General features: G+C 53.8%; 22 protein-coding genes. 10 read left to right on the top strand and 12 right to left on the bottom strand.

What is annotated here, in order from left to right; all coding sequences use genetic code 11:
• Positions 1 to 10 precede the first annotated feature (10 nt).
• Entirely contained in the window at positions 11 to 1,411 is a 1,401-nt protein-coding gene (locus tag HALO_RS06485; RefSeq protein ID WP_035585016.1) for a sigma-54-dependent transcriptional regulator, read from the top strand.
• A gap of 197 nt (positions 1,412 to 1,608) precedes the next feature.
• Here HALO_RS06485 and HALO_RS06480 read toward each other — a convergent pair whose 3' ends face one another.
• Positions 1,609 to 2,028 (bottom strand): hypothetical protein, encoded by a 420-nt coding sequence (locus HALO_RS06480; protein WP_231896815.1) that lies wholly within the window; start codon positions 2,026 to 2,028, stop codon positions 1,609 to 1,611.
• Between the two features lie 396 nt (positions 2,029 to 2,424).
• Between HALO_RS06480 and HALO_RS06475 the strand changes: the two genes are divergently transcribed.
• The 4 genes from HALO_RS06475 (at position 2,425) to HALO_RS06460 (ending at position 7,209) form a co-directional block, all read left to right on the top strand.
• Positions 2,425 to 3,627 (top strand): quaternary amine ABC transporter ATP-binding protein, encoded by a 1,203-nt coding sequence (locus tag HALO_RS06475; RefSeq protein ID WP_035585021.1) that lies wholly within the window; start codon positions 2,425 to 2,427, stop codon positions 3,625 to 3,627.
• Positions 3,627 to 4,457 carry an ABC transporter permease gene (locus HALO_RS06470; RefSeq protein ID WP_035585024.1) on the top strand — a complete coding sequence of 277 codons (831 nt, stop codon included), beginning with the start codon at positions 3,627 to 3,629 and terminating at the stop codon, positions 4,455 to 4,457. Before HALO_RS06475 ends, HALO_RS06470 begins: the two co-directional genes overlap by 1 nt.
• Positions 4,458 to 4,578: 121 nt before the next feature.
• Complete coding sequence (locus tag HALO_RS06465) at positions 4,579 to 5,454, top strand: glycine betaine ABC transporter substrate-binding protein (RefSeq protein ID WP_035585026.1); 876 nt, start codon at positions 4,579 to 4,581, stop codon at positions 5,452 to 5,454.
• Between the two features lie 114 nt (positions 5,455 to 5,568).
• Positions 5,569 to 7,209, top strand: a complete 1,641-nt coding sequence (locus HALO_RS06460) for a BCCT family transporter (RefSeq protein WP_050713200.1) — start codon at positions 5,569 to 5,571, stop codon at positions 7,207 to 7,209.
• A 100-nt stretch (positions 7,210 to 7,309) separates the two neighbouring features.
• On the opposite strand, the gene HALO_RS06455 is transcribed toward HALO_RS06460, so the two are convergent.
• The 3 genes from HALO_RS06455 to HALO_RS06445 form a co-directional block, all read right to left on the bottom strand.
• Positions 7,310 to 8,035, bottom strand: a complete 726-nt coding sequence (locus tag HALO_RS06455) for a 3'-5' exonuclease (RefSeq protein ID WP_035585028.1) — start codon at positions 8,033 to 8,035, stop codon at positions 7,310 to 7,312.
• Between the two features lies 1 nt (position 8,036).
• Positions 8,037 to 9,947 carry a DUF294 nucleotidyltransferase-like domain-containing protein gene (locus tag HALO_RS06450; RefSeq protein ID WP_035585031.1) on the bottom strand — a complete coding sequence of 637 codons (1,911 nt, stop codon included), beginning with the start codon at positions 9,945 to 9,947 and terminating at the stop codon, positions 8,037 to 8,039.
• A gap of 221 nt (positions 9,948 to 10,168) precedes the next feature.
• On the bottom strand, positions 10,169 to 10,561 hold the full coding sequence (locus HALO_RS06445; RefSeq protein ID WP_035585033.1) for a DUF4168 domain-containing protein: 393 nt from the start codon (positions 10,559 to 10,561) through the stop codon (positions 10,169 to 10,171).
• A 144-nt stretch (positions 10,562 to 10,705) separates the two neighbouring features.
• Here HALO_RS06445 and HALO_RS06440 point away from each other — a divergent pair, with 144 nt between their 5' ends.
• Together HALO_RS06440 and HALO_RS06435 are read left to right on the top strand one after the other, a co-directional pair.
• Entirely contained in the window at positions 10,706 to 11,620 is a 915-nt protein-coding gene (locus HALO_RS06440) for a DMT family transporter (protein ID WP_050713199.1), read from the top strand.
• Between the two features lie 48 nt (positions 11,621 to 11,668).
• Positions 11,669 to 12,436 (top strand): EAL domain-containing protein, encoded by a 768-nt coding sequence (locus HALO_RS06435; RefSeq protein WP_442905716.1) that lies wholly within the window; start codon positions 11,669 to 11,671, stop codon positions 12,434 to 12,436.
• Here HALO_RS06435 and mtgA read toward each other — a convergent pair.
• The 4 genes from mtgA to HALO_RS06415 all read right to left on the bottom strand — a co-directional run bounded on the left by mtgA (position 12,433) and on the right by HALO_RS06415 (position 16,412).
• Complete coding sequence (gene mtgA / locus HALO_RS06430) at positions 12,433 to 13,149, bottom strand: monofunctional biosynthetic peptidoglycan transglycosylase (protein WP_035585042.1); 717 nt, start codon at positions 13,147 to 13,149, stop codon at positions 12,433 to 12,435. The genes HALO_RS06435 and mtgA overlap by 4 nt on opposite strands.
• Before the next feature lie 10 nt (positions 13,150 to 13,159).
• Positions 13,160 to 14,014 (bottom strand): S-formylglutathione hydrolase, encoded by an 855-nt coding sequence (gene fghA / locus HALO_RS06425; protein WP_050713198.1) that lies wholly within the window; start codon positions 14,012 to 14,014, stop codon positions 13,160 to 13,162.
• A gap of 259 nt (positions 14,015 to 14,273) precedes the next feature.
• Positions 14,274 to 15,383, bottom strand: coding sequence for an S-(hydroxymethyl)glutathione dehydrogenase/class III alcohol dehydrogenase (locus HALO_RS06420; RefSeq protein WP_035585046.1), 1,110 nt, complete (start codon positions 15,381 to 15,383; stop codon positions 14,274 to 14,276).
• A gap of 45 nt (positions 15,384 to 15,428) precedes the next feature.
• Entirely contained in the window at positions 15,429 to 16,412 is a 984-nt protein-coding gene (locus tag HALO_RS06415; protein WP_035585050.1) for an MBL fold metallo-hydrolase, read from the bottom strand.
• A gap of 130 nt (positions 16,413 to 16,542) precedes the next feature.
• On the opposite strand from HALO_RS06415, the gene HALO_RS06410 reads away from it, so the two are divergent.
• Positions 16,543 to 17,439: a LysR family transcriptional regulator gene (locus HALO_RS06410; RefSeq protein ID WP_035585053.1), complete on the top strand. Its 897-nt coding sequence runs from the start codon at positions 16,543 to 16,545 to the stop codon at positions 17,437 to 17,439.
• Here HALO_RS06410 and HALO_RS06405 read toward each other — a convergent pair.
• Positions 17,436 to 18,803 (bottom strand): L-serine ammonia-lyase, encoded by a 1,368-nt coding sequence (locus tag HALO_RS06405; RefSeq protein ID WP_035585056.1) that lies wholly within the window; start codon positions 18,801 to 18,803, stop codon positions 17,436 to 17,438. The genes HALO_RS06410 and HALO_RS06405 overlap by 4 nt on opposite strands.
• A 209-nt stretch (positions 18,804 to 19,012) precedes the next feature.
• On the opposite strand from HALO_RS06405, the gene HALO_RS06400 reads away from it, so the two are divergent.
• Positions 19,013 to 19,660, top strand: a complete 648-nt coding sequence (locus HALO_RS06400; RefSeq protein WP_035585059.1) for a hypothetical protein — start codon at positions 19,013 to 19,015, stop codon at positions 19,658 to 19,660.
• 195 nt (positions 19,661 to 19,855) lie between these two features.
• Complete coding sequence (locus HALO_RS06395; protein WP_035585062.1) at positions 19,856 to 21,427, top strand: AbgT family transporter; 1,572 nt, start codon at positions 19,856 to 19,858, stop codon at positions 21,425 to 21,427.
• Between the two features lie 94 nt (positions 21,428 to 21,521).
• Here HALO_RS06395 and rpoD read toward each other — a convergent pair whose 3' ends face one another.
• The 3 genes from rpoD to rpsU all read right to left on the bottom strand — a co-directional run bounded on the left by rpoD (position 21,522) and on the right by rpsU (position 25,933).
• Positions 21,522 to 23,372 carry an RNA polymerase sigma factor RpoD gene (gene rpoD, locus HALO_RS06390; protein WP_050713197.1) on the bottom strand — a complete coding sequence of 617 codons (1,851 nt, stop codon included), beginning with the start codon at positions 23,370 to 23,372 and terminating at the stop codon, positions 21,522 to 21,524.
• Positions 23,373 to 23,598: 226 nt separating this feature from the next.
• Positions 23,599 to 25,470: a DNA primase gene (gene dnaG / locus HALO_RS06385; protein ID WP_035585068.1), complete on the bottom strand. Its 1,872-nt coding sequence runs from the start codon at positions 25,468 to 25,470 to the stop codon at positions 23,599 to 23,601.
• A 247-nt stretch (positions 25,471 to 25,717) separates the two neighbouring features.
• On the bottom strand, positions 25,718 to 25,933 hold the full coding sequence (rpsU, locus tag HALO_RS06380) for a 30S ribosomal protein S21 (RefSeq protein ID WP_007113641.1): 216 nt from the start codon (positions 25,931 to 25,933) through the stop codon (positions 25,718 to 25,720).
• Between the last annotated feature and the right edge of the window lie 198 nt (positions 25,934 to 26,131).

Below are 26,131 nucleotides of genomic sequence, written 5' to 3'. Positions count from 1 at the left end.
GACAACGTTTGTGACCCAACAGGACCCCCTTTTACCTTTGTTGGTGGTGGAAGATGACGCCGCTATACGCGAGTTGCTGGAAGAAGAACTGCAGGATGCAGGCTACACAACGCTCGGCGTACCTAGCGCTGAAGAGGCGATCGCCTTACTCAGCCACACCACCGTCTCACTGGTGATTACCGATGTGCGCTTGCCGGGTATGACCGGCATTCAGCTGCTCCAGCAGCTCCGCCAAGTAGGCAGCGAGCTGGGCATTATTGTGATTACCGCGTTCGGCACCATCGACCAGGCGGTCGAGGCACTAAAGCTTGGCGCTGACGACTTTTTAACCAAGCCGCTCGACCTTGATGCTATCCGTGATGCGGTATTTCGTGTGCTGGAACGCCAACGCTTGGCGGTTTCCCACGATGCTGATATCAGCCACTTCCACGGCATCGTAGGTAAAAGCCAGGTCATGCAGACGCTGTTTCATGACGCCTCACGCCTGGCCAAAAGTGATGCCCCTATCCTGATTTTAGGTGAAAGCGGCACCGGTAAAGAGTTACTTGCCCGCGCCATTCATCAGGAAAGCCCACGCAATGACCAGCCATTTGTGCCGGTCAACTGTGCCAGCATTCCCGCGGATTTAATGGAAAGCGAGTTCTTCGGCCATGTGAAAGGCGCCTTTACCGGTGCTAACGAAGCGCGCAAAGGGTTATTTCATAGCGCCCAGGGCGGCAGCCTGTTTTTAGATGAAATTGGTGAAATGCCGATTAACCTGCAGGCTAAACTGCTTCGGGCCCTGCAGGAGCGAACCGTTCGCCCAGTGGGTGGCGAACGCGAAGAGCCGGTGGATGTGCGTATTATCGCCGCGACTCACCGTAACCTGGAAAAAGAGATCGAGCAGGAGAACTTCCGCAGTGATTTGTTCTACCGCTTAGAGACGTTCTCGCTACGTATCCCCCCGCTCCGCGAGCGCGGTACCGATATCGAGCACCTTGTGTTTGCCCTTATCGATAAGCACTCAGAGGCACAGGGTAAACAGATAGAGCAAATCGAGCCGGAAGCACTCAACAACCTGCTCAACTACGCCTATCCCGGTAACGTTCGCGAACTGGAAAATGCCATTATGCGGGCGGTTACCCTGAGCGAAGATGGCTCACTCAGCCATAAAGACTTACCCGAGCGGTTGCGCGAACAATCAACGGTAGAAGCGGGTACGCCTTTAGTGCCTGCAGTGCGCGGCGAAGTGTTGGCTGGTGGCCAAATCCCATCGCCCCCACCGATCCGCTGGCCCAGCTTAGAGGAAGTCGAAAAGCGCTATATTAACAAGGTATTAGAAGCAACCGGTGGCAATAAGCGACGCACAGCTGAAGTACTAGGCATTGCCCGCAGGACGCTCTATCGTCGCTTAGAAGACAGCGAAGAGTAACCGCAGATATAAACCGTAAAGCGGCACAACCTGACGCTCAGCCAAAAAAAACCCCCGCGGGCGCGGGGGTGGAAAGGATGGTAAACCGTGTGGAGCAGCCGCAGGGAACAAACAGCTGAGGCGATTTACCATCGTAGGGAGCGGTACACTTACTCAGAACAGTTACTGAAAAAAGTTACTTAAAAACAGTTAACTAATTAATTACTGGTTGAATTTTCATCATCTTCAGCACCAGGCATAGGATCGGTGCCTTCACCAAAACCTGGCTCATCTTCGTCAGGATTCATGGTACCTTCTGCAGGCTCATCCATGGTGTCTTCGGGCAACGTACTTTCAGACGACATACTGCCTTCTGTAGCCGGTTCTTCTCCCAAACCTGGATCTTGCTCCATCGCAGGCTCTTCACTCATGCCTGACTCTGGCTGGCCTGATTCAGGCTGACTGGTGGCGTCTTGCTCTAGCGGTGCAGCTTCTTCTGCAGGCGGTGCAGTCTCTTCGTTGTCGCCGCAACCGGCGAGTACAAGAACACTTGCTGCCGTCGCCATCATGCATAGTGTTATCCAGCGTGGGCGATTGGAAATTTGCTTACTCTCAATGCGGTCATGTTGCTTGTCCATAATACCCACCTCCATTACTAACACTGAATGTTTCTGAACATCTAACTGGATAATCGCAAACCAGCCTTATACATATAAAATGTTGCTTACGTGAAACCTAATTCACTTTACGTGCCAAACAAACCATAAAAAAATAAAAACAAATAAAATCAATATTTTATAAATAAAATCGCATGCCGCTATGGGCGTATAACACACCCCCTAGGGTGGGTAAAAAATGACACATGTAGCGTTAATTTCCCCGTTGAGCGAGCCGTTGTGACACACAGTGCCTACCTATGTATAATAATTTTTAATAAATTATCCGACTCAATCTCTTATTTCTTTATGAATGGCGTAGCAACGACACACGCCCATTCTGTTCAACTTATTCTGCTCAACATAAAGGCATCGCCGATGGACGAAACACGACCGGTCAAAATTAAAGTACGTGGATTAAGTAAAGTCTTTGGCAAACAACCAGATAAAGCCATTGAGCTTCGTAACCAGGGAATGAAACGCCCCGAAATTCTGGAGAAAACTGGCCAAACGCTGGGGCTGTCCAACATTTCGTTTGATGTCTATGAAGGCGAGCTTTTAGTCATCATGGGGCTATCGGGCTCAGGCAAATCGACCTTGATCCGCTGCCTGAACCGTCTGATTGAGACCACCGAAGGTGAGATCATTATCGACGGTGAAAACATTCCAACGCTGAAGGAAAAAGCGCTGCTGGAGTGTCGCCGCCGCCACTTCTCTATGGTGTTTCAAAACTTCGCGCTATTTCCCCACCGCACTGTGCAGCAAAATGCCGAGTTCGGTTTGGAAATTCGCGGCGTAGAGAAAACGGAGCGTCACAAAATTGCTCATGATGCACTCAAGCAAGTGGGTCTGGAAGGTTGGGAAGACGCCTATCCCAACCAGCTTTCCGGCGGCATGCAGCAACGTGTTGGCTTGGCCCGCGCTCTGGCAAACGATGCCACTGTACTGTTAATGGATGAGGCTTTCTCCGCGCTCGACCCGCTGATTCGCAAAGATATGCAGCAAGAGCTTTTGCAACTGCAATCCAAAATGCAAAAGACCACGGTCTTCATCACCCACGATTTGGATGAGGCGCTCAATATTGGCGACCGTATCGTGCTACTGAAAGATGGCGAAGTGGTGCAGATCGGCACGCCGGAAGAAATTCTCACCAAGCCTGCGGATGACTACGTGCGACGCTTTATCGAAGGCGTTGACCGGGCGCGTATTTTGACCGCTGAAAGTGCCATGCGGCCTCTGCGCTCCACCGCCCGCGAAAGCGACGGGCCGCGTACGGCGTTACACCGTATGCGTGACCATGCTATCGACTCTATCTATGTGGTTGACCGCAACCGGCGCCTACTTGGCTTACTTGAGGCCGATGCTGCCAGCCGGGCGATTGAAGAGGGTGCCGATTCGATTATTCCCTACTTGACCCAGGACTTCCGCAAAGTCCCCATGGATGAGCCACTGCATAACCTGTTTGCCATGTTTAGTGAAAAGAGCTTCCCCATTGCCGTCATTGATCAGCAGGAGCAGCTACTTGGCGTAGTGGTAAAAGGCGCAGTACTCGACGAACTGGCACGAGCAGGAGAGCAATAATGGAGATCCCACGCATCCCGCTAGGTGATTGGATTGAAAGCGGCCTAACTTGGTTGACCAGCGAATTCTCCATGGTTACCCGCGGCATTTCCCGCTTTACCCAAACCGGCATTGATACTTTAAACAGTAGCCTTTTTTGGCTACCTGAATGGGCGCTGCTAGGCCTGATTGCCCTGCTATGTTGGCGGTTAGGCGGCACTCGCTTAGCTATTGGGGCCATCGCAGGCTTAGCATTAATTTGGAACCTGGGCCTGTGGGAGCCCATGATTGAAACGCTTACGCTGGTGGTGTTTGCTACCCTGGTGGCGATCGTTATCGCGCTACCGGTCGGCATTGCTGCGGCGCTGTCTAATCGGCTTTACCGGGTGATTATGCCGATTCTGGACTTTATGCAGACCATGCCCGCGTTCGTCTATTTGATTCCGGCTATTCCGTTTTTTGGGATTGGCTCGGTCTCGGCGATTTTTGCTACGGTGATCTTCTCGATGCCCCCCGCTATTCGCTTTACCACGCTGGGCATTCGTCAAGTGCCGGTGGAGCTAATCGAGGCCGCCGATGCCTACGGCGCCACCCGTGGCCAGAAACTGGTTAAAGTGCAGCTACCGCTATCACTACCCACGGTAATGGCGGGTATCAACCAGACGATTATGCTCGCCCTCTCCATGGTGGTCATCGCCGCCATGATTGGTGCCGATGGTTTGGGCAGCGAAGTATGGCGCGCGATTCAACGCTTGCGCCCGGGCGATGGCTTCGAAGCGGGTATTGCGGTGGTTATATTGGCGATGCTGTTGGATCGTTTAACGCAATCGCTACGCAAAACCCGCAAATAAAGCAAAGCAACAGAAGCGGCAGCGTTGAGTCACGTGCTTGCTAAGTCGCTTCTGGCTATCCATGCTGTATTGAGCAGCAAGCATTTACCACATTAAAATTTATACCCAAGGGAGAAAGTGAATGAAACATCGCACATTGAACCTCCGTATCCGTCTTGCTTCACTAGCACTGTTAGCGGGTGCCGGTGTTGCCGTTAGCAGTGCGGCGCAAGCTGAAGAAGAGAAAGGCACGGTTAACCTGGCCTACGTTGAATGGTCTTCCGAAGTGGCTTCCACTAACGTGATTGCCGCGGTACTTGAGCAAGCAGGCTATGAGGTTGATCTAACGTCACTCTCAGCAGCTGCCATGTTCCAGGCGCTCTCCACTGGCGATGCGGATGCCATCGTTGCTGCTTGGCTGCCAACCACCCACGCCGATTATATGGAACGCGTTGGTGATAATGTTGAAGATCTCGGCCAAAACCTGGACGGCACCAAGCTGGGTCTCGTGGTACCTGAATACACCGACGTCGACTCCATTGCCGACCTTAACGATAACGCCGATAAGTTTAATGGCGAGATCATCGGTATTGACCCCGGTGCAGGCCTGATGAGCCTCACTGAAGAGGTTGTGGATACCTATGACCTTGATCTAGACCTGCGCAGCGGCAGCGGTGCCACCATGACAGCGGCGCTGGCGAGTGCGATCAATAACGAAGAAGATATCGTTGTTACTAGCTGGACGCCTCACTGGATGTTTGCTCGCTTCGACATCAAATATCTGGAAGATCCGGAAAATGTCTATGGCGGKGCAGAGCAGATCCATACGGTCGTTCGCGACGGCTTGGAAGATGACATGCCGGAAGCTTATGCCATTCTCGACGCTTTCGAGTGGACGCCTGAGCAGATGGGCGAAGTCATGCTGATGAATCAGGAAGATGGCAGCGACCCCTATGAGAACGCAAAACAGTGGGTTGAAGATAATCAGGACGTCGTTGAGCAGTGGCTCAATAGCTAATCGATCCATGTAGGCAGTACAACGGGGGGCTTCGGCCCTCTGTTGTCGTTATAACGATCCCTTTGATCGGCATGTATCTGTTCAGCATACTGCTATTAAAAAAGAGAGGCACCTGTGGATAACCACGACGATAAACGTCCCCCTGAAGAGCCGGTCTCTGAGGGCATACCTGCTCCAGATGGCCCGGCGAATCTGATTGATACCGATTATGTCATCGGCCAAGACAACATCACCACCAACACCATGGGTCTCAATCTTGACCTGCATGGCAAGGTATTTAGCATTTCAGCAATCGTCGTGTTGCTGTTTGTGGTGCTAACCCTGGCGCTGCAAGATACGATTGCGCCTATATACGACGCCATTTTCAGTTTTCTGACCGGCAACCTAGCCTGGTTCTTTATCCTAGCGGCGAATATATTCGTTATTTTATGCATTGGCCTGATCTTCTCCCCATTAGGTAAAATCCGCATTGGTGGCGCCGATGCCAAACCTGACTTTACCTATATGGGTTGGTTCTCAATGCTGTTTGCCGCGGGTATGGGCATTGGCCTGATGTTCTTCGGTGTCAATGAACCGCTGACCCACTTTGGCACTTCATTTGACGGCGGCAGCTGGGCACCGTTAGCCGGCGCGGAAGGCAATGCCGCTGGTGCTGAAGCGTTAGCTATGGCCGCAACCATCTTCCACTGGGGCCTGCACCCCTGGGCGATTTATGCCGTAGTGGCGCTTTCGCTAGCGTTGTTCTCGTTCAATAAGGGCTTGCCGCTCTCCATGCGTTCGGTGTTCTACCCGATTTTGGGGGAACGTGTTTGGGGCTGGCCGGGTCATGTGATCGATATCCTGGCGGTATTTGCCACGCTGTTTGGTTTGGCGACCTCTCTAGGGCTAGGTGCCACACAGGCTGCAGCGGGCTTGACGTACCTGTTTGGCGCGCCGGAAAGTGATATCACCATGATCCTGTTGATCATCGGCATTACGATGATTGCCATTTGCTCGATCATTGCGGGCGTTGATAAGGGCGTACAACTGCTCTCCAAAATCAATATTGTTCTTGCTGCAATACTGCTGTTCTTCGTGATTGCGGTTGGCCCTACCCTGATGATTGTCACAGGCTTCTTTGAAAACCTGTGGAACTATGCGGTTCATCTACCTGCGCTATCGAATCCCTTTGGCCGTGAAGACGCCAACTTTAGCCAGGGCTGGACAGCCTTCTATTGGGCCTGGTGGATCTCCTGGTCTCCGTACGTCGGTATGTTTATCGCGCGGGTTTCCCGTGGCCGCACCGTGCGTGAATTTCTGGTCTCGGTCATGCTGGTTCCGTCGACAGTATCAGTACTATGGATGACCACCTTTGGTGGCACAGCGATCGACCAATATGTGAGTCAGGGCATCGAAGCCGTACGTGATGCGGGTGTCGATCTGCAGCTATTCATTATGTTAGAGCAGCTACCGCTATCGCAAATCACCTCATTCGTCGCCATTGTGTTGGTCATCGTGTTCTTCGTCACCTCTTCTGACTCCGGCTCGCTGGTTATCGACTCGATTACCGCGGGCGGCAAGGTCGATGCACCAACGCCACAGCGTGTGTTCTGGGCGATCATTGAAGGCGCGATTGCCATTGCCCTGCTGCTCGGTGGTGGCTTGACCGCGCTGCAAACCATGGCCGTCTCCACCGGCTTCCCGTTCACCATCATATTGCTGGTGGCCTGCTATGCCATCATCAAGGGACTGATGAGCGAACCCAAGGCGGTCTAGCGCTGTTTTAAACCGACCTTCTGGTTTAAACCTAGCGAGTAAGTAAAACGGGCAACCCACTGGGTTGCCCGTTTTTTGTTGGTATGTTGATAGATAGCCTTCAACACCACATATCTTTTAAAGGCGTGTCAGGCCGATAGTGGGTGGCAATTTGCGCCTGTAAAAGCTCTGCGGTCGCCAACGCATCCACCAAGGCGTGATGCCCTTGATAAGCAGGCAAACCGTAGCGTTCACGGCTAGCATGCAGGCGGATGGAAACCGGTGGACGGCCCAGCCAGCGGCGAAAACGTGCCCATAGCGATTGGCGGTGCAGCCGCGCTTCCAGCGACATGGTATCAATCATAGGAAACAACACCCCTTCCTTACGGCGGGCTTTAACCGCTGCATCTAAAAAGGGTCGTTCGATATTACGAAAATGCACGACCACCAATCGCCCCGCTAGCTGGGCCAGCAGCTCATCGAGGATTTCCTCTAGATCCGGTGCCTGGGCGATCTCCGAGTGGGTAATATGGTGGAAAGCAATCGAGGCTTCATCAAGTGGCCTGGGCGGCTTGACGACCCAATAGCGCCGCTCGGCCAACTTGATACGGCTTAACGTGAAGGGTACGACGCCAATACTGACAATCGCGTGTCGCCGCTCATCCAGCCCGGTGGTTTCCATATCCAGCGCCACCATGGGCACCTCAGAAATGGGCGTTTCCGGATCTGGTAACGAGGTGCTAAAAAACTGCTGAAGCGCAGGATTACCCGCCTGCTGCGCCCGCTGGGCCATATAGCCCTGCCAGTCGGCCTGGGTGATTTTTTGACGTGGGCGTATACCGCGCATATTAACGCCCCTGCCGATGTGCGGGCATGGGGTAACGGAACTTGAGAAACTTCTGCGCGTTGCTCAACACCTGGAAAGCGTCTTTGAGTGTATGCCGTTCGCTATCCGCAACGTTTTCAGGCTCGATATTGTTATCCGGCAGACGATCCTCTTGCAGATCAATCATTTGATGGCGAATCCGCGACATACATAAGAACTCAAATGCATAGTTAAGCTTGTCGCTCATACCATTCGCCAAGAGCTGGGTCTTGCTGATGTCATTTAAGCGCTGGAAGGAGTTTTGCGCTTTGGAGCCGCAGGCCAAGGCGTGAATACGCACCAAATCCACCATTGGCGCCGTACCGCGGCGTTTTAAATTGATGGAGTTGTTGTGCTTGCCATCTTGTTCCATCACAAAGGTGCGGAAAAACCCCAGCGGCGGCGTACGGTTTAAGGCATTACGCGCCATGGCGGCTAAAAACAGCGGTGATTTTGGCGCTGTCTCGGCAATCAAATCTTGCAGCGTTTCGACATAGAGGTCTTCGCCGTAGCAACTATCCAGGTCAAAGAAAATCGAGCTGTGCAGCAGCCGTTCGGGCGTGGGGTTGGCCATCCAATCCTGGAAATAGCCCTTCCAAACGCTGAGCGGCTGACGCCATTGAGCGTTGGTTGCCATCACATCGCCTTTGCAGTAGGTATAGCCGCAGGCGTCCAAGCCATCGCTAACAATTTTTGCCAAGGCGTAAAAATAATCATCGTGCAGTTTAGGGTCAAACTCGTCGGAGAGAATCAGCGCATGATCCTGGTCAGTGACAATGCTCTGCTCATTGCGCGCCATGGAGCCATTGACCATAAAACAGTAGGGCACCGGCGGCGGGCCGAGTTCTACTTCGGCCATTTCCAGCAACCGGCGCGTAAAGCTGCGCCCGATGGTAGAGAGCGCACTACCCACCATCTGTGAGTTAGCGCCCTCTTGTACCATGCGCACAAACGCCGCGCGCACATCCGGCGCTAAGCGCGCCAGGCCCTGGGCGCTGGACTGATTAAAGATATTGCTGACCAGATAGAGGCCGCTATGGGTCTCATAGCGAATAATATCCGAGAGGTGCACCACCCCCACCGGTCGCTGACGATACAGCACGGGCAGGTGATGCACGTTACTGCGCAACATCGTCAACATGGCTTCATAAACAGACGCATCCGATTGAACGGTAATGAGCCGCGAGGAGACCACCTCACCGACCGAGGTATGCGGCGACAGCCCCTCGGCCACCACCCGAGTACGAAAATCACTGTCGGTTAAAATCCCACACATCTGCCAAGTCTGGCCTTCGCTATCCTTAAAACTGTAGCGCGGATTGTCGCTACCCTCTTTTATTACCAGCAGCGCGGAAGCTTGAGCTGTACTCATCTGCTGCGCGGCGTGCTGAACGCTGGTAGACGTTTCCACCATCACCGGGTAGCGAGTTAGCAGTTTGCGTATCCGCGTGACCATCATGTCATTGGATTTCTTTTGCTGCTCGGCGGCGCTCTCTAGCCGTGGTCGCTCTAACTCGACAAAATCAGCAAAATGCTCATCCTCATCGCACAGCTTTTGGAAGACCGCCTTAGGGATAAAGTAGAGCAAGGTATCTTCAATCGCCTTCGCAGGAAGGCGCACTTTATGATTCCGCAACAGGCTGAAATGGCCGAAAATATCGCCTTCACCTAAACGGTTATATAGCTCCCCCTGGCTGCGATAGACCTCCACAGCGCCACTGCGGATATAACACAGATCATTGAGTGTATCGTTTAGCGCTAAAATAGTGCTGCCGGTTTTGAAGTAGCTCACTTCCACCTGCTCAGCAATGGCATCGAGAAGATCATCCGACAGCCCATCAAAAGGCGGAAACCGGCCCATATGCTGGCGTATTTCTAGTAGTTCGACATCCATACGGACTCCTCGAGCGTATCGGGTTATATAACCTAAAGTGTGGCGGGAAGGMTAAGTTAGGTAAACCCCACCCAGCATAATAAAACTGTCCCCGGCAAAATGAAAAAAARCCCGGTGCAGTTATGCACCGGGCTTTGTTGGCCGAAGCCATGCTGATATTAACGCCGATAAATGAACATTACTTCATTCAAAACGACATCAATTATTTGCAGCGATATGACTTAGGACTGTTCAGCCATTTCCTGAACACGCTGCATCATTTCTGGATCTTGCTGAATAGATTGACCGATAGCGTTGAAGGTATCAACATCTAGGCCGCTGTCTTCGACCACTTCGATCATGCGGTCGTTGGCTTCAGTGCGCACTTCCTGCTGTGCTGACTCATCTTCTGCTTCCTGCAGACGCTGGGTATATTCCTGAGAAATAACCGCAATCTCTTGAGAAGCATCGGCAAACTGCTGGAGCTGATCGTCAGAAAAATCCTGGGCAGGTGCTGCTTGCTGGGTCGCCATCGGATCTTGCTCAGCGCCTTGTTCTTGCTGGGCGTGGGCAGTAGAAGCCATCAGACCAGTGGCAAGCAGGGCGGCGGAGAACAGGGCAGTCATACGTTGCATAGAAAAAACCTCAATATTGCGTTGTGTATGTGCTCACTGTGACGCGCCGTATTCAGCCAGGTTCAATTTATTATGTAAAAGTTAGTAACAAAAAGAACAAAATGTATCTAAAAACCGGATCCAACACGCCACCACGGAAATTAAATGACTAATATATTCAAAAGCTTACGTCAGAAAAGTCTATCATCGGCGGGGCTGACCGCAATGCCCGTACTTTTTGTTCTGCTTTGGAGCACCGGCTTTATCGGCGCCAAGTTCGGTCTGCCTTACGCAGAACCCTTTACGTTTTTGTTTATTCGCTTTGTCCTCACGCTACTGCTGCTGATTCCCCTGGTCGTAGTGATGCGTATCCCTTGGCCTTCATCACCCAGGTTATGGACACACATCGCTGTATCAGGTTTTCTAGTCCACGGCGCTTACTTAGGTGGCGTTTTCTATGGCATTTACCTAGGTATGCCCGCCGGTTTAGCGGCATTACTGGTGGGGCTCCAGCCACTGCTGACCGCCGCCTTCGCCGGGCCTTTATTAGGCGAGCAGCTCTCATGGCGCCAATGGCTGGGACTAGGGCTGGGCCTTATAGGCATCAGTTTAGTGCTTGGCAGTAAGCTAGAGATTGGTGAATCGCTGTTTGATGGTTTCGGGGTTAGCGCTCTACTGTGTGTTACCGCTGCGTTGATCGGCATCTCCTTAGGTACGCTGTATCAAAAAAGATACTGCACCAGCATGCCGCTGCTTTCCGGAGCAGTTATTCAATACTTGGCGGCGAGTGCTCTGCTGGGGATAGGCGCGCTGCTATTTGAGACTCGTCAGGTGGAGTGGAGCAGCACCTTTGTGCTGACCCTGGGCTGGCTGGTGTTGATTCTCTCAATTGCCGCTATTCTGTTACTCATGGCCTTGATCAAAAAGGGGGAGGCCTCGCGGGTCGCGAGTCTTTTTTATCTAGTGCCACCGGTCACTGCGCTGCAGGCATGGTGGCTATTTGACGAGCGTCTTCCCTTGCTAGGGCTTGTGGGGATGTTGGTTGCCATCACTGGGGTAGTAATGGCAATTAGACGATAACGCGATTTTTATAATTAACGATAGTTGTAGACCAGGGCTTGGATAAACATGTCAGCACAACACCACTGTGCCAGGGTGAACGGACACTGTAACCGTTGCGACTCCCCGGTACCTTTTGCATTTACCATGGCGTTTCAACCGATCGTCAATGTCAGCCAGCGGCAAGTTGTTTACTACGAAGCATTAGTACGCGGCCCTAACGGTGAAACCGCTTTTTCAATACTTGGCCAGGTGACCGATGAGTTGATGTACCGCTTTGATCAGGCTTGCCGCATCAAAGCCATTGAGTTGGCAAGCGCTCTTGGCATGCGGGAACGGCTCTCTATCAATTTTCTGCCCAATGCCGTTTATGAGCCACAGGCGTGCATTCAAGCCACCCTGGAAGCGGCGCACCGTGTTGGCTGGCCCACCGAGCGGCTCAATTTCGAAATTACCGAAACCGAGCGGGTCAAAGACCGCATGCATATGCGAGGAATTATTGAGAGCTATCGCGAGATGGGCTTTACCACCTCGCTGGATGATTTTGGTAACGGTTATGCCAATCTCGATCTATTGACCGACCTGCGGCCCGATACGCTGAAAATCGATCGCGATTTAGTCATGGAGTGCGACCGCGACAAACGCCGCCAGGCCATACTACGCAGCCTGGTGGCGTTAGCAGATACATTGGGAACACAGCTGATTGCTGAGGGCGTGGAAACCCGCGAGGAGTCGCGTTGCCTGCTAACACTGGGCATTCCTATGCAGCAAGGCTATTACTTCGCTTACCCAAACTTGGAAGCACTGGCAGAAATTGACGACGCTCAATATGACTAGAGGTGCTCTAAATAGTCCGCACCACCTAAATTGCGCATTTGCTGGCGTATCCACTGGCTTCGTCGCTCAACCTGGGCATCGGGCCGGGAGGCACTGCGCGTTAACGGGCTGGGTAAAATAGCCGCAAGAAGGCTTGCCTGGCGCTCCGTTAGCGAACTGGAAGAGACGCCGAAATAGTGCTGAGCAGCGGCCTCTAAGCCAAAGACACCGCGATCCCACTCGGCGACATTAAGATAGACCTCCAGAATACGCTGCTTGCTCCAGAGTATCTCAATCAGTAGCGTAAACCACGCCTCCAGCCCCTTCCGCGTCCAGCTGCGGCCTGTCCACAGAAAAACGTTTTTAGCCGTTTGCTGAGTCAAGGTGCTGGCACCCCGCAGCCGCCCACCATCTTGGCTGGCCTGCCACGCGCGGCGCAATTCGACAAGATCAAACCCGCTGTGATGCGGAAAGCGCTGATCCTCTGAGGCAATCACTGCCAGTTTGGCATTTACAGAGAGCGAATCCCAACCTCGCCACTCGCGCTGTATACGAATCGGTTCGCTATGGATCCAGCTCTGAATTTTGCGCTCGACCATCACCATCGACCCCGGTGGAGGAACGACGCGAAACAGTAGTACCAGCGCGACTGACAGCAGCACAAACGCTAACACGCCGCGCCAAACAATCCGCCAAAGCAGACGCATAAAACGGCGCAGCGAGCGATTGAGCATCCCGTTATCCTTAACGCTTCATGAGGKGGTCTGCATGATAGCGCAGATGATCCTCAATGAACGAGGCAATAAAGAAGTAACTGTGATCGTAACCCGGCTGACGGCGCAGCGTTAACGGATGATCGTACTGTTCGCAAACGGCCTCTAAACGCTCTGGCTGAAGCTGCTCTTCCAGGAATTGATCTGCTTCCCCCAGGTCGATAAACAGCCGCTGGCGGGATGCACCGTTGGCCACCAGTTCGCAGGCATCGTACTGGCGCCAGCGTGACTGATCATCCCCCAGATAGGCATTAAACGCCTGTTGACCCCAAGGGCAGTTCATCGGGTTGACCACTGGCGAAAACGCCGATACCGATCGGAAACGCCCAGGATGACGCAGCGCTAGAATCAATGCACCATGCCCCCCCATGGAGTGGCCGCTAATCGATTCACGGCCATTGACCGGAAAGTGCTGGCGCACCACGGAAGGCAGCTCCTCAATCACATAATCGTACATGCGGTAATGTGACTTCCACGGTGACTCAGTGGCGTTGACGTAAAACCCGGCCCCAGAGCCTAAATCAAAACTCTCATGCTCGCCGGGCAAATCGGTTCCCCGTGGGCTGGTGTCAGGGCAAACGATGGCCACCCCCAACTCAGCAGCGATACGATGAGCACCGGCTTTCTGCATGAAATTTTCGTCATTACAGGTCAGCCCCGAGAGCCACCACAGCAGCGGTACGCGCTCGTTTTCCGCCTGGGGCGGCAAGTAAACGGCGAAGATCATGTCGCAATCCAGCGCACGGGAGTAGTGGCGGTAGCGCTTATGCCAGCCACCGAAACTACGGTTGGCAGACACCAGTTCTAGAGTTTCACTCATGCTCATGGGCAGGTTCCTTTAAATGCAGCAAACGCGGCAGGTCCACCCTACCGCGTTTTAGCGTTTTAAACGTGCTTCCTATACTACTTAATAATGCTGGGCCTAGTAATGCACAGGGCAAATGACTGCCTGTAAAACTCCCTATAGCGGAGTGCCAGGGCAGGTTTCCGCGAGGGCGCTGTGAMCCCATCCGTGGGCGCTACTTTTGACATCCCTGTCAAAAGACCCTCGCTTCAACCTGCCCTGGCACTTAGCCTTGTAGAACCTAGTAATGCAGCACGGCACGAATGCTCTTACCCGCATGCAGTAACTCAAACGCTTCGTTGATTTTCTCAAACGGCATATCGTGGGTAATGAAATCATCGATATTGATTTCGCCGTTCATATAACGATCAACGTAGCCCGGCAGTTCGCTACGCCCTTTTACGCCACCAAAAGCAGAGCCTTTCCAGACCCGCCCGGTGACCAGTTGGAACGGCCGTGTGGAGATCTCTTCGCCAGCCCCGGCTACACCAATCACGATCGATTCGCCCCAGCCTTTATGGCAACACTCTAGCGCCGAACGCATCACGTTAACGTTGCCGATACACTCAAAAGAGTAGTCGACGCCGCCGTCGGTCATATCGACAATCACCTGCTGGATCGGATCAGCATACTCTTTCGGGTTCACAAAGTCGGTGGCGCCAAACTGCTTGGCCAGCTCGAATTTATCAGCGTTGACGTCGATAGCAATTATACGCCCCGCCTTGGCCATTACCGCACCTTGAATGACGGCCAAACCGATAGCCCCGAGACCAAACACTGCCACCGTGGCGCCCGGCTCTACTTTGGCAGTATTGAGCACCGCACCGATACCAGTGGTTACGCCGCAGCCCAGCAGGCAGATCTTATCCATGGGGGCTTCTTTGGAAACCACCGCCAGCGAGACTTCAGGCAACACTGTGTACTCGCTGAACGTGGAGGTGCCCATATAGTGATGAAGCATTTTGCCATCGAGTGAGAAACGCGAGGTACCGTCGGGCATTACCCCTTTACCTTGAGTAGCGCGAACGCTGCCACACAGGTTGGTTTTACCCGACAAACAGAATTTACATTTGCCGCACTCGGCGGTGTAGAGCGGAATGACGTGGTCGCCTGGCTTAAGGCTAGTGACGCCCTCGCCTACTTCCTGAACCACGCCTGCACCTTCATGGCCCAAGACAGCGGGGAAATTACCTTCGGGATCAGCACCGGAGAGCGTGTAAGCATCGGTATGGCAAACACTCGTAGCGGCCATTCTAACCAGCACTTCCCCCGCCTTCGGGCCTTCGACATCAATCTCGACCAGTTCAAGCGGCTTACCCGCTTCCAATGCAACAGCTGCGCGTGACTTCATTTTGACTCCTAAATGTTCATTACTTCAAAAACAAAAACTAAGGCGTTACTCGTCAGTAGCCACTGGGCCAAACTCAATCGGCAGCCAGCGATAGCCCTCTTCATCTTCTACGATATGACCAATGCCAGGGAAAGGCATATGGGCACCAGCTATCCAGTGTTTATCTTTAACCGCGCTTTCGAGCACGCTTTCCCGGGTGCGAATGGCCTGCTCGGGGTCAGAATCAAACTCAATGGCCACAGTAGGGTCAGCAAATTGAACACCGTAGCTGTGCACCACATCACCCCATACCAGCATGGCGTCATCATCGCTATTGAGCATAAAGCTTGAGTGTCCGGCGGTGTGGCCATGGGTATCTTGGGCAACGATACCCATCAGCACTTCATCACCGGCCGTAAAAGGGTTGAAACGGTCAGCTTCCTGATAAGGCGCTACCGCCTCTTGAGCCATGGTAAAGAAGGGTTGATTGGCTTCAGGCGCCGCAGCCGCACGCTCTTCATCCAGCCAAAAATCGGCATCGGCTTGACTCGCTCGCAGCTCAGCATTGGGATAAACCGCTTCGCCCTCCTCATTGGCCAAACCACACACGTGGTCAGGATGCAGATGGGTCATCAGCACCGTGTCGACATCCTCCGGCGAGTAGCCAGAAGCGCGCAGGTTACTCTCCACCTGACCTAACGAGGGGCCAAAGCAGGCAGCTGAGCCGGCATCAACCAGCACAAGGTTCTCGCCAGTGTGAATAAGAAAGGCATTGACCGCAGTTTGCATGCCACTCTCTGCATCGATAAATAGCGCATCCAAGTGGCGGAGAATCTCTTCTTGCTCCATGCCTTTTAACAAGGAGGTATCAATAGCCGTATGGCCATCGTACAGCGCGGTTACCTCATACTCCCCAACCATCATGCGAAACCAGCCTGGCGCCTGCTCCTGCTGCTGGGTGGGTAGCTCTGCCTGAGCACTAACTGCCCAGCCAGCGCCCACGGCCACTGCTAGCGCACCGCGAGACCACTGAGATAAAGATATAGACATAAGCACAAGGCTCCATTGATAGGCTAGCGATGCTAGCAGTGTAGGCCAGCTAGGCGCTCTTGATAAACCGGGATACACTCATAAGATTATTGCCACACAGCAACAATTACTATCAACCCAGGGAGTTAGCATGCAGCACTGGAGCCGTATCGAAGCCTTTGTGGAGGTGGTGCGTTTAGGCACGTTCTCTGCTGCGGCCCGCCACCTAAAGGTATCGACCTCGCATATTAGCCGCTTGGTTAGCCAGCTCGAAAATCAGCTAGGTGTTCAGTTGCTATATCGCACCACCCGTCAAATTCGCTTAACCGACGCGGGGACTACCTACGTGGAACACTGCCGCCATCTATTTGATGGGCTGCGGGATGCCGAGCAGGCGCTTAGCGAACTCCAGGCCAAGCCTAGCGGGCTACTTAAACTGACCTCGGCCACGACCTTTGGCGAGCGCTTTATCGCCCCACTGGTGAATGACTTTCAGTGTTTGCATCCGCAGCTGGACGTTCATATGCACTTCACTAACCGACCAGTAGAACTCATTGAAGAGGGCTACGATATTGCCATTCGGATGGGCGTATTAAAGGATTCAAGCCTGATCGCCAGACGCCTATGTGACCGCCGTGAGTATATCGTCGGCTCACAGAGCTACTTCCGCCAGGCGCCGCGCCCCCACACCTTGGCGGAACTTAGCCAGCACCGCTGCCTGATTGGCTCACGGCCCAACTGGCTGTTTGAAGTCAACGGCCAACGCCGTGAAGTGCGTGTCGAGGGGTGCTGGTCGGGCAATTCCGGGCCAGCGCTGCTAGACGCGGCGCGCAAGGGGCTGGGGCTTGCGCAACTACCGGACTACTACGTTGCCCCCTACTTGGCCAGCGGCGAGCTAGTGGCCGTGCTTGAGCCCTTTCAGCATCACGATACCGCCGTCTGGGCGGTTTACCCTCGCCACCGCCACCTGTCACCCAAAATCCGCCAACTGGTCGACTACCTGGTCGCTAATATAGACACCCTGCTACCCAGCAATCCGCTTGCCTAGCACTCGATAGCATTGACCGCGAGCCCGCCCTTGGAAGTCTCTTTGTATTTGTCCTGCATATCGCGGCCGGTATCACGCATGGTACGAATCACTTTATCCAGCGATATAAAGTGCTCGCCATCGCCGTGCAGCGCCATTCGTGCAGCATTGATTGCTTTGACGGAGGCAATTGCATTGCGCTCGATGCAGGGAACTTGCACAAGCCCGCCTACCGGGTCGCAGGTCAACCCGAGGTTATGCTCCAAGCCGATCTCAGCGGCATTTTCCACTTGCCCCGGCGTGCCGCCCAGCACTTCGGCAAGCCCAGCGGCCGCCATAGCACAAGCGGAGCCAACTTCACCCTGGCAGCCCACCTCTGCACCGGAAATGGAGGCGTTCTTTTTGCATAAAATGCCTACCGCCCCGGCAGTCAGCAGAAAATCGACCACATCGGCCTCGCTGGCGTCGGGTTCAAACTTCAAGTAGTACGCCAAGACGGCGGGTACGATGCCTGCAGCACCGTTGGTCGGGGCGGTGACCATGCGCCGCCCGGCGGCGTTCTCTTCATTCACTGCCAGCGCAAACACATTGACCCAATCCATCACGGTAAAACTCGACACAATCAGCCGCTGATTTTTCGGCGGATGAAGCAACTGCTGGTGGAGCAGTTGCGCTCGACGACGCACATTTAACCCACCGGGCAAATGGCCTGTCGCACGCAGGCCATTCTCAATACTGTCGCTCATGGCGTGCCAAATGGTTAGCAGCTCTTCGCGAATGGCCGATTCACTACGCCAAGCCTTCTCATTTTCAAGCATCAGTTGGCTAATACGCAGTTGATGCTGGCGACATAGCGCGAGCAGCTCAGCCGCCGTATTGAAGGGGTAAGGCAGTTCAGTAGCGTCTTCGCCAACCTCGCCTTGATCTGCCTTGGCTTGATCGACATAGAAGCCGCCGCCAAGGGAGTAAAAGGTATTGGTCGCGACCAACGCATCATCACAATAGGCGCTTAGCACCATGGCATTGGGATGGAACGGCAAACAGGCCTCATCCCATTCGACATCGTTATGAGCGTCAAAAGCGATCTGTTGGCCATTGGCCAACAACAGCGGCTCGCCTTCGGCAAGTTGTTTTAACCGCGACGTAATCGTGTCTGGATCGATACTTTCTGGTGCTTCGCCCATCAGCCCCATGATGACGGCTTGATCGGTACCGTGGCCCACCCCGGTGGCGGCAAGTGACCCATGAAGCCTTACCACCAGTCGGGTAACGCGGGTATCGCCAAGCGCCAAGGCAAAATCTCGCGACGCGCGCATCGGGCCCACAGTATGGGAACTCGATGGCCCGATGCCAATTCGGAAAAGATCAAACACACTAATAGCCATGTCTATTACGCCTCACAACACTGTTATTACCTGCCTATGGGACACTTTGCAGCGCCGATGACCAAACGTCGAGTGATTAACCGCAATATCGACGTGCCAACACATAACTGTGACGATATAATGAACATTCAACCCTGCATGTTTTTATATGCACATGTCATTGCAAAATTGTGTAGTAGCTACGCTGCTTACCCACAAAGGATGTTGGTATGTCTTCCTCCCCTCCCTGGCCTATCGGATTTCGAACCATCTTAGGACGTGCAGTGCTGTACGTGCTGTTTGTCGGCGCGATTACCCAAGGTGCCTATTTTGAAGCGCTCTATTTACCCTCAGTTCGGTTTTCTGAGTTAGGCTTTACCGAGTTTACCCAGACCCTGGTGCTGGCCACCTGCTGTGCGATGCTGATTTATATTCGCCAAGTGCTTAAAGTTTGGCCCACCATCACGCTACTACTGCTGGCGTTTGTGGCCGCCTCTCTGGTGCGTGAGCAGGATCACTTTTTAGACAACTATGTCGCTGAAGACACCTGGAAAGTGCTTGTTGCACTGATTATTCTCCCCACGCTCTTTTGGGTGATTAAACAACGCCAACGCTTTCTGGAGGAGTTCGCCCATTACAGCAATACCTTCGCCTTTGGTCTTTTTACAGCCGGCGTGCTGACCACCTATATTTTCTCACGCTTATATGGACGGCAGGAGTTTTGGCAAGCCATTCTTGAAGACAGCTACTCGGGAACCTTTAAGAGCGTCGCTGAAGAAGTGGTTGAGCTGCTTGGTTATAGCTTAATTTTGATCGCCACCCTGGAACTACTGCTACTGGCCCGTCGCGTTTATCAAGCCCGGCAGACGGCGTTGTAAAGCCCATACCTGCTTGCTGCCCCCCATGTAATCAGCTACACACGCCGTCTTTGCTTGGCAAGACGGCGTTTCATTTTTCAAATCTCGTTATGCAAAAAGCCGTTTGCGACCCGCTGCGCTTCAACGTAGTGTCGCTCGCTATGCTTCACCGCCATATCTTTTACCAAAAACTCTTACATTGACGACATAAACCTTATGAATAAAACCAAACAAGATGAAAAAAACCTGCAGCGTGGTTTTTTCACCCGTTTTCTAGATAGCGTTGAGTGGCTAGGTAACCTGCTTCCTCATCCCGTCACACTGTTTGCAATACTTTGCGTATTAGTGGTTATCGCCAGCGGTATTGCGGCTGCACTGGGGGTTTCAGTAGCCGATCCACGACCCGCCAATGAGGGCGAGTGGATCGCCGTGAACTCTTTACTAAATGCCGAAGGTTTACGCCGACTGGTCACCGAAATGGTCACTAATTTCACTAGCTTCGCCCCACTTGGCACCGTGTTGGTGGCTATGCTGGGCGTAGGCGTTGCCGAGCATTCGGGACTGCTCTCCGCGAGCATGCGCGCCTTAGTGCTCAACCGCTCCCCCCGAATTGTTACTTACGCAGTAGTCTTTGCAGGCATTATGTCTAATATGGCTGCAGAGCTTGGTTATGTTGTACTGATTCCACTTGCCGCTATGATATTCCACTCACTGGGACGGCATCCCCTTGCGGGCCTAGCTGCTGCGTTCTGTGGTGTTTCTGGGGGATACAGCGCTAACCTGCTAATCGGCACAGTTGACCCATTACTTTCAGGCATTACCCAGGAAGCGGCCCGGCTACTTGACCCTGCTTATGTCGTCGGCGCAGAGGCCAATTGGTTCTTTATGTTTGCCAGCACGTTCTTTGTGACGCTGATTGGTGGACTGGTCACCGAGCGCATCGTAGAACCCAAGCTGGGTAAATTTGATTCTGCCTACGCCGATAACGACATTGACCAGCAAAATATGGGAGAACTTTCATCAACGGAAAAACGCGCCTTAAAAGGCACCGGCTTAGCAGCGCTGGCATTAGTCGTGCTGGTTGCCGTGATGGTAGTGCCTGAGAGTGGAATACTGCGCAACCCTGAAACGGGGCTGATAAGCGGCTCACCGTTTTTACGCGGAATCGTTGTGATTGTAGCGGTATCATTCACTCTATTAGGCTTTGTCTATGGCCGCCTAGCCGGCACCATGCACAATGACCGCGACGTGGTAAACGCCATGGCTAAAAGCATGAGCAGTCTGGGCTTATACATCGTCCTGGTGTTCTTCGCTGCTCAGTTCGTAGCGCTGTTTAACTGGAGTAACTTTGGTACCGTGACCGCGATTGCTGGTGCGGATCTGCTGGAGTCTCTCGGACTACGCGGCCCCGGCCTGTTTGCTCTGTTCATTATTATGTGTGCATTCGTCAATTTGTCGCTGGGCAGCGCCTCGGCGCAGTGGGCGGTGACGGCTCCCATCTTTGTCCCCATGTTAATGTTAATGGGTTACGCACCAGAGGTCATTCAAGCAGCCTATCGTATCGGTGATTCAGTCACCAATCTGATCACCCCGATGATGAGCTACTTTGGCCTGATCCTCGCTGTAGCAACCCGTTACCGGCAGGATATGGGCATTGGCACGTTGGTTGCTCTTATGCTTCCCTATACGCTGTTTATGCTGATTGGATGGAGTCTGCTGTTCTTCGTTTGGGTGTTTGTGTTTGGCTTACCTGTTGGCCCTGGCTCCGCCACCTACTACACGCTATAGCCCTTTGCATTGCTTAACGTAAAAAGCCCGCCGTTCTGAGAACGGCGGGCTTTTTACTTTCTACTTACCCCTCACTATTCACTGCTAACGTTATTCACTCGTCGAGGAACGAACGCAGCGGCTCTGAGCGGCTGGGGTGACGTAGCTTGCGCAGCGCTTTGGCTTCAATCTGACGGATTCGCTCACGCGTCACGTCAAACTGCTTGCCCMCCTCTTCCAGCGTATGGTCGGTATTCATATCAATACCAAAACGCATGCGCAGCACCTTCGCTTCGCGGGCGGTCAAGCCGCCTAACACGTTACGCGTTGCTTCGATAAGGCCTTCACCGGTAGCCATATCAATGGGCAGCAGCATGGTGCCATCTTCGATAAAGTCACCCAGGTGTGAGTCATCGTCGTCACCAATAGGCGTCTCCATGGAGATCGGCTCCTTGGCGATTTTGAGCACCTTACGGACTTTATCTTCTGGCATTTCCAAACGCTCGCCGAGCTCTTCCGGCGTCGGCTCACGGCCCATTTCCTGCAACATCTGGCGCGATACGCGATTGAGCTTGTTGATCGTCTCAATCATATGCACCGGAATACGGATGGTGCGCGCCTGATCGGCAATCGAGCGAGTGATTGCCTGACGAATCCACCAAGTAGCATAGGTCGAGAACTTATAGCCACGGCGATATTCGAACTTATCGACCGCTTTCATCAAGCCGATGTTGCCTTCCTGGATGAGATCCAAGAACTGCAGACCACGGTTGGTATACTTCTTGGCAATCGAGATTACCAAGCGCAGGTTGGCCTCAACCATCTCTTTCTTGGCACGGCGCGCTTTCGCTTCACCAATCGAGAGCTTGCGATTCACCTCTTTCAGATCGGCAACCGAGAGTTGCACCATGTCCTCTTCGAAGGCGATCTTACGCTGGGCACGGGCAATATCGGCGCGTAGCGGCTCGAGGCGATCGGCGTACTTGCTCTGCGCTGCCTGGAAATCATCCAGCCAGGTTTTACGCGACTCGTTGCCAGGAAACGACTTGATAAAGGTTTTGCGCGGTACCTTGGCTTTTTTCACGCACAGCTGCATGACCGCTTTCTCTTGGGCACGCACCTGCTCAACGCTGATACGCACTTGACCGACTAAGCGCTCAAAATGCTTGGGTACCAGCTTGATCGGCGAGAAGAGCACAGCTAAACGAGCTTGTTCCGCTTTTAGCTCGGCACTGCCGCGGCCATGTTTAGCAAACGCCGCTTCGACCAAGGCGTTCTGCTCGCGAATCTGCTCGAAACGCGCACGCGCCTCTTCAGGATCCGGTCCGCCTTCGCTGGCCGTGGAGTCGTCGTCTTCATCGTCGCCGTCGCCTTCAACATCCTCTTCAAGCTCGGATTCGGGTTCCGGTTCGGGCACCTCTGCTTCGGCAACACCGGGGATCCCCTCATCGGGATCGATGAAACCAGAAAACAGATCCGAAAGACGCCCTGGCGCTTCTTCATCCTGAGTAGCGTCGTAGGCGTCCAGAATGGACGCGACGGCACCCGGCAAATAGGCCAGAGACGACATCACTTCACGGGTGCCCTCTTCGATCCGTTTGGCGATTTCAATTTCGCCTTCACGGGTCAGAAGCTCAACCGTGCCCATTTCTCGCATGTACATGCGTACGGGGTCAGTGGTGCGGCCTACATCGCTTTCCACGGCGGCAAGGGCCGCTACGGCCTCTTCCGCAGCGGACTCGTCCGTGGATTGATCCGACATCATCAAAGTGTCTTCATCTGGCGCTTCTTCAGCGACACTTATACCCATGTCGTTGATCATGCCAATGATGTCTTCCACTTGATCCGGGTCGGCGATATCCTCGGGTAGATGGTCGTTGACCTCGGCATAGGTCAGGTAACCCTGTTCCTTGCCTCGAGCGATCAACTCCTTCAGACGCGACTGCTGCTGCGCATTTCCAGCCATAGAAACCCTATCTCGACGAAGAAGAATGAAACACCTGGTGCGCTGAATCGATTAAACTCAACAAGCCGTACAGTATAGCGTAAATAGCAGGAAATTTTCCAGCATGACGTATTTGCGCGGMAATTCAGGTGTGTTAGTTTGTTCGGTTAGGCCAGCGCTCGGTGGCTGACCCTATATCTGGTGCTGAAACGCTAGGAATTCAACCCCCACCGCCCAAGACACCGCCTCATTGGCGCTGTGCAAGCTCCATTACCAGGCTTGCCAAACGTCGGCGCTGCTCCTTATCTAACTTTTGCCCGGCGCGCTCCTGCGCCAGCAACGCCGCGTACTCCTCTTGGGGAGAACGCTGGCGCTGAACGTACTGCAAGTGCTCCACCAAGCCCTTCAACTCTGCTTCCCGATCTGGCTTGGGAATCAACAGCTCGCGCTTGGCGAAGACCGCTAAGGCCTGTCCCTGCTGGCTGCCTTGAAAATGCGCCAACACCACTTGTGGGCTGCGGTAGCGCCCCGCCTTGAGCAGTTCAATCAGCTCGCGGCATAGCGGCGCATCGTCATCTTCAGGCAACCACTCCAAATGATCAGGCAGCGTGGCCACCAAATTGGGCTCATGCAGCAACAGCTGCACGATACGCCCAACCGGGGAGAGCGCCTGAGAACGTGAACGCGGCGACAGAGCAGGGGCCGCCAAAACAGCGCCAGGCATCGCCGATGACGCCGAATCGGACTCTCCCTGTTCCTGAGAAACATCGCCATTGGCGGTGCCCTTGGAAAGAGTCCGTTGCGACGCCTGGGCACGCTTTTCGAGCAGCACTTTCAATTGCTCTTGCGCCAGCCCGCTACGCTGCGCCAGCGACTCCAGTAGTAACGATTTGAGCATGCCTTCAGGCACTTTGTTCAATGCTTCGAGCACCTGACTGGCAAATCGCTCACGCCCTTCCACTGTTTTTAAGTCGCGCCCCTGGGCGGCTTGCTCGAATAGAAACTCCGACAGCGGCATGGCACAGGTCACACGATCCTGAAATGCCTGAGTGCCTTCACGGCGCACCAGGGTGTCCGGGTCATCACCTTCGGGCAGAAACAGAAAGCGCGCTTCACGACCATCAATCATTTGCGGCAGCGCGGTTTCCAACGCCCGACTAGCCGCCTGTCTTCCCGCACGGTCACCATCGAAACAGAACACTACGCGACTCACCAGTCGAAACAGGCGGGTCAAATGGTCTTCCGTGGTGGCGGTACCCAGCGTCGCCACGGCGTTATGAATACCGTATTGCGCCAGCGCCACCACATCCATATAGCCTTCGACCATGACAAGCTGCTCAAGCTTGCTGGAGGCTTGGCGCGCCTCATACAAGCCGTATAGCTCACGCCCCTTATGGAACACGGGCGTTTCCGGCGAATTAAGGTATTTGGGCTGATCATCACCCATCACCCTGCCGCCAAAAGCAATCGTGCGACCACGCAAATCGCGAATCGGGAACATTACCCGATCACGAAAGCGGTCATAGGTACGTCCGGTATCTTCGCGGTGAATCAACAGGCCGTACTCGACCTGAACCGGCTCACCAATACCGCGCTCGCTGAGGTGCTGCTTCAGCGCCTCCCAGCCTGCTGGAGCGTAACCAATACCATAGGTCTTGATCACGTCATCCGAGAGTCCGCGACCCGACAAATAATGCTGAGCGGACTGCCCCTCCTGCATCTTTAATCGCTCGCGATAAAAACTGGCGGCGAGTTCGAGCAGGTTGACGCCCTCTTTGCGCTTCTTTTCACGCTGCTGAGCACGCGGGTCATCAGCACCCTCACGCGGCACTTCAATCCCCAAGCGCCCGGCTAGCTGCTCGACCGCCTCAGGAAATGGCAGCTTGTCATACTCCATCAAGAAGCGTAGTGCATTACCATTAGCCCCGCAGCCAAAGCAGTGATAAAACTGCTTATCAGCACTGACAGTAAACGATGGGGTTTTCTCTTGATGGAAGGGACATAGCCCAGAATAGTTGCGGCCAGCCTTTTTAAGCTGCACACGCTCACCAACCACCTCGACCACGTCAACGCGGCCTAACAGGTCATCAATGAAACGCTGTGGAATTTGGCCTGCCATGAACTACGGGCATCCTCGCGCAAAGCGCTAACTTTCGAGACTGTTTTTAAAAACCGCTCTTAAGAACCCTGCTTAACGTCATCAGACCCATTGCCAGATCACCTTAAACAGCGACGGTCTTGAACGATCGCTTTAAAAAACGATGGCTTTAAAAACAACAGTCAAAAACAAACGGCCACCTAGTGGCGGCCGCTTGGCATCCCTCYTGAGACGACCAGCTAACTGCTCCGGCCCCCTCGGGTACGGATCAATAGAGCCGTTCGAAACGCTTTTGCTCACGCTGGATTTTCTTGGCGTGGCGTTTTACGGCAGCGGCCGCTTTGCGTTTACGCTCAGCAGTCGGCTTCTCATAGTGCTCGCGGCGGCGTACTTCAGAAAGAACACCGGCTTTTTCGCAAGAACGCTTGAAGCGACGCAGGGCGACGTCAAACGGCTCGTTATCACGTACTTTTACAGAAGGCATTAAGCACTCACCTACCTTAAGGAGTCTTGAGTTCGGATAGTACGTACACTGCGATATCGCGATTCATATTGCGACTAACAAAGCGGTGTACGACCCAGTTTTACAGCGCACAGTAGTTTAGTCGCCGTTGACCATCTTTGCAAATGCTTACGCTGACCTGCGGCGACAATGCTAAACTAGCGCTGCAGTATTTTTCAC

The organism is Halomonas sp. R57-5 (assembly GCF_900070345.1).
GTDB classification, from domain to species: Bacteria; Pseudomonadota; Gammaproteobacteria; order Pseudomonadales; family Halomonadaceae; genus Vreelandella; species Vreelandella ventosae_B.
Note: the sequence above shows the minus strand (reverse complement) of the source record. Positions and strands in the feature narration are given on the sequence as shown.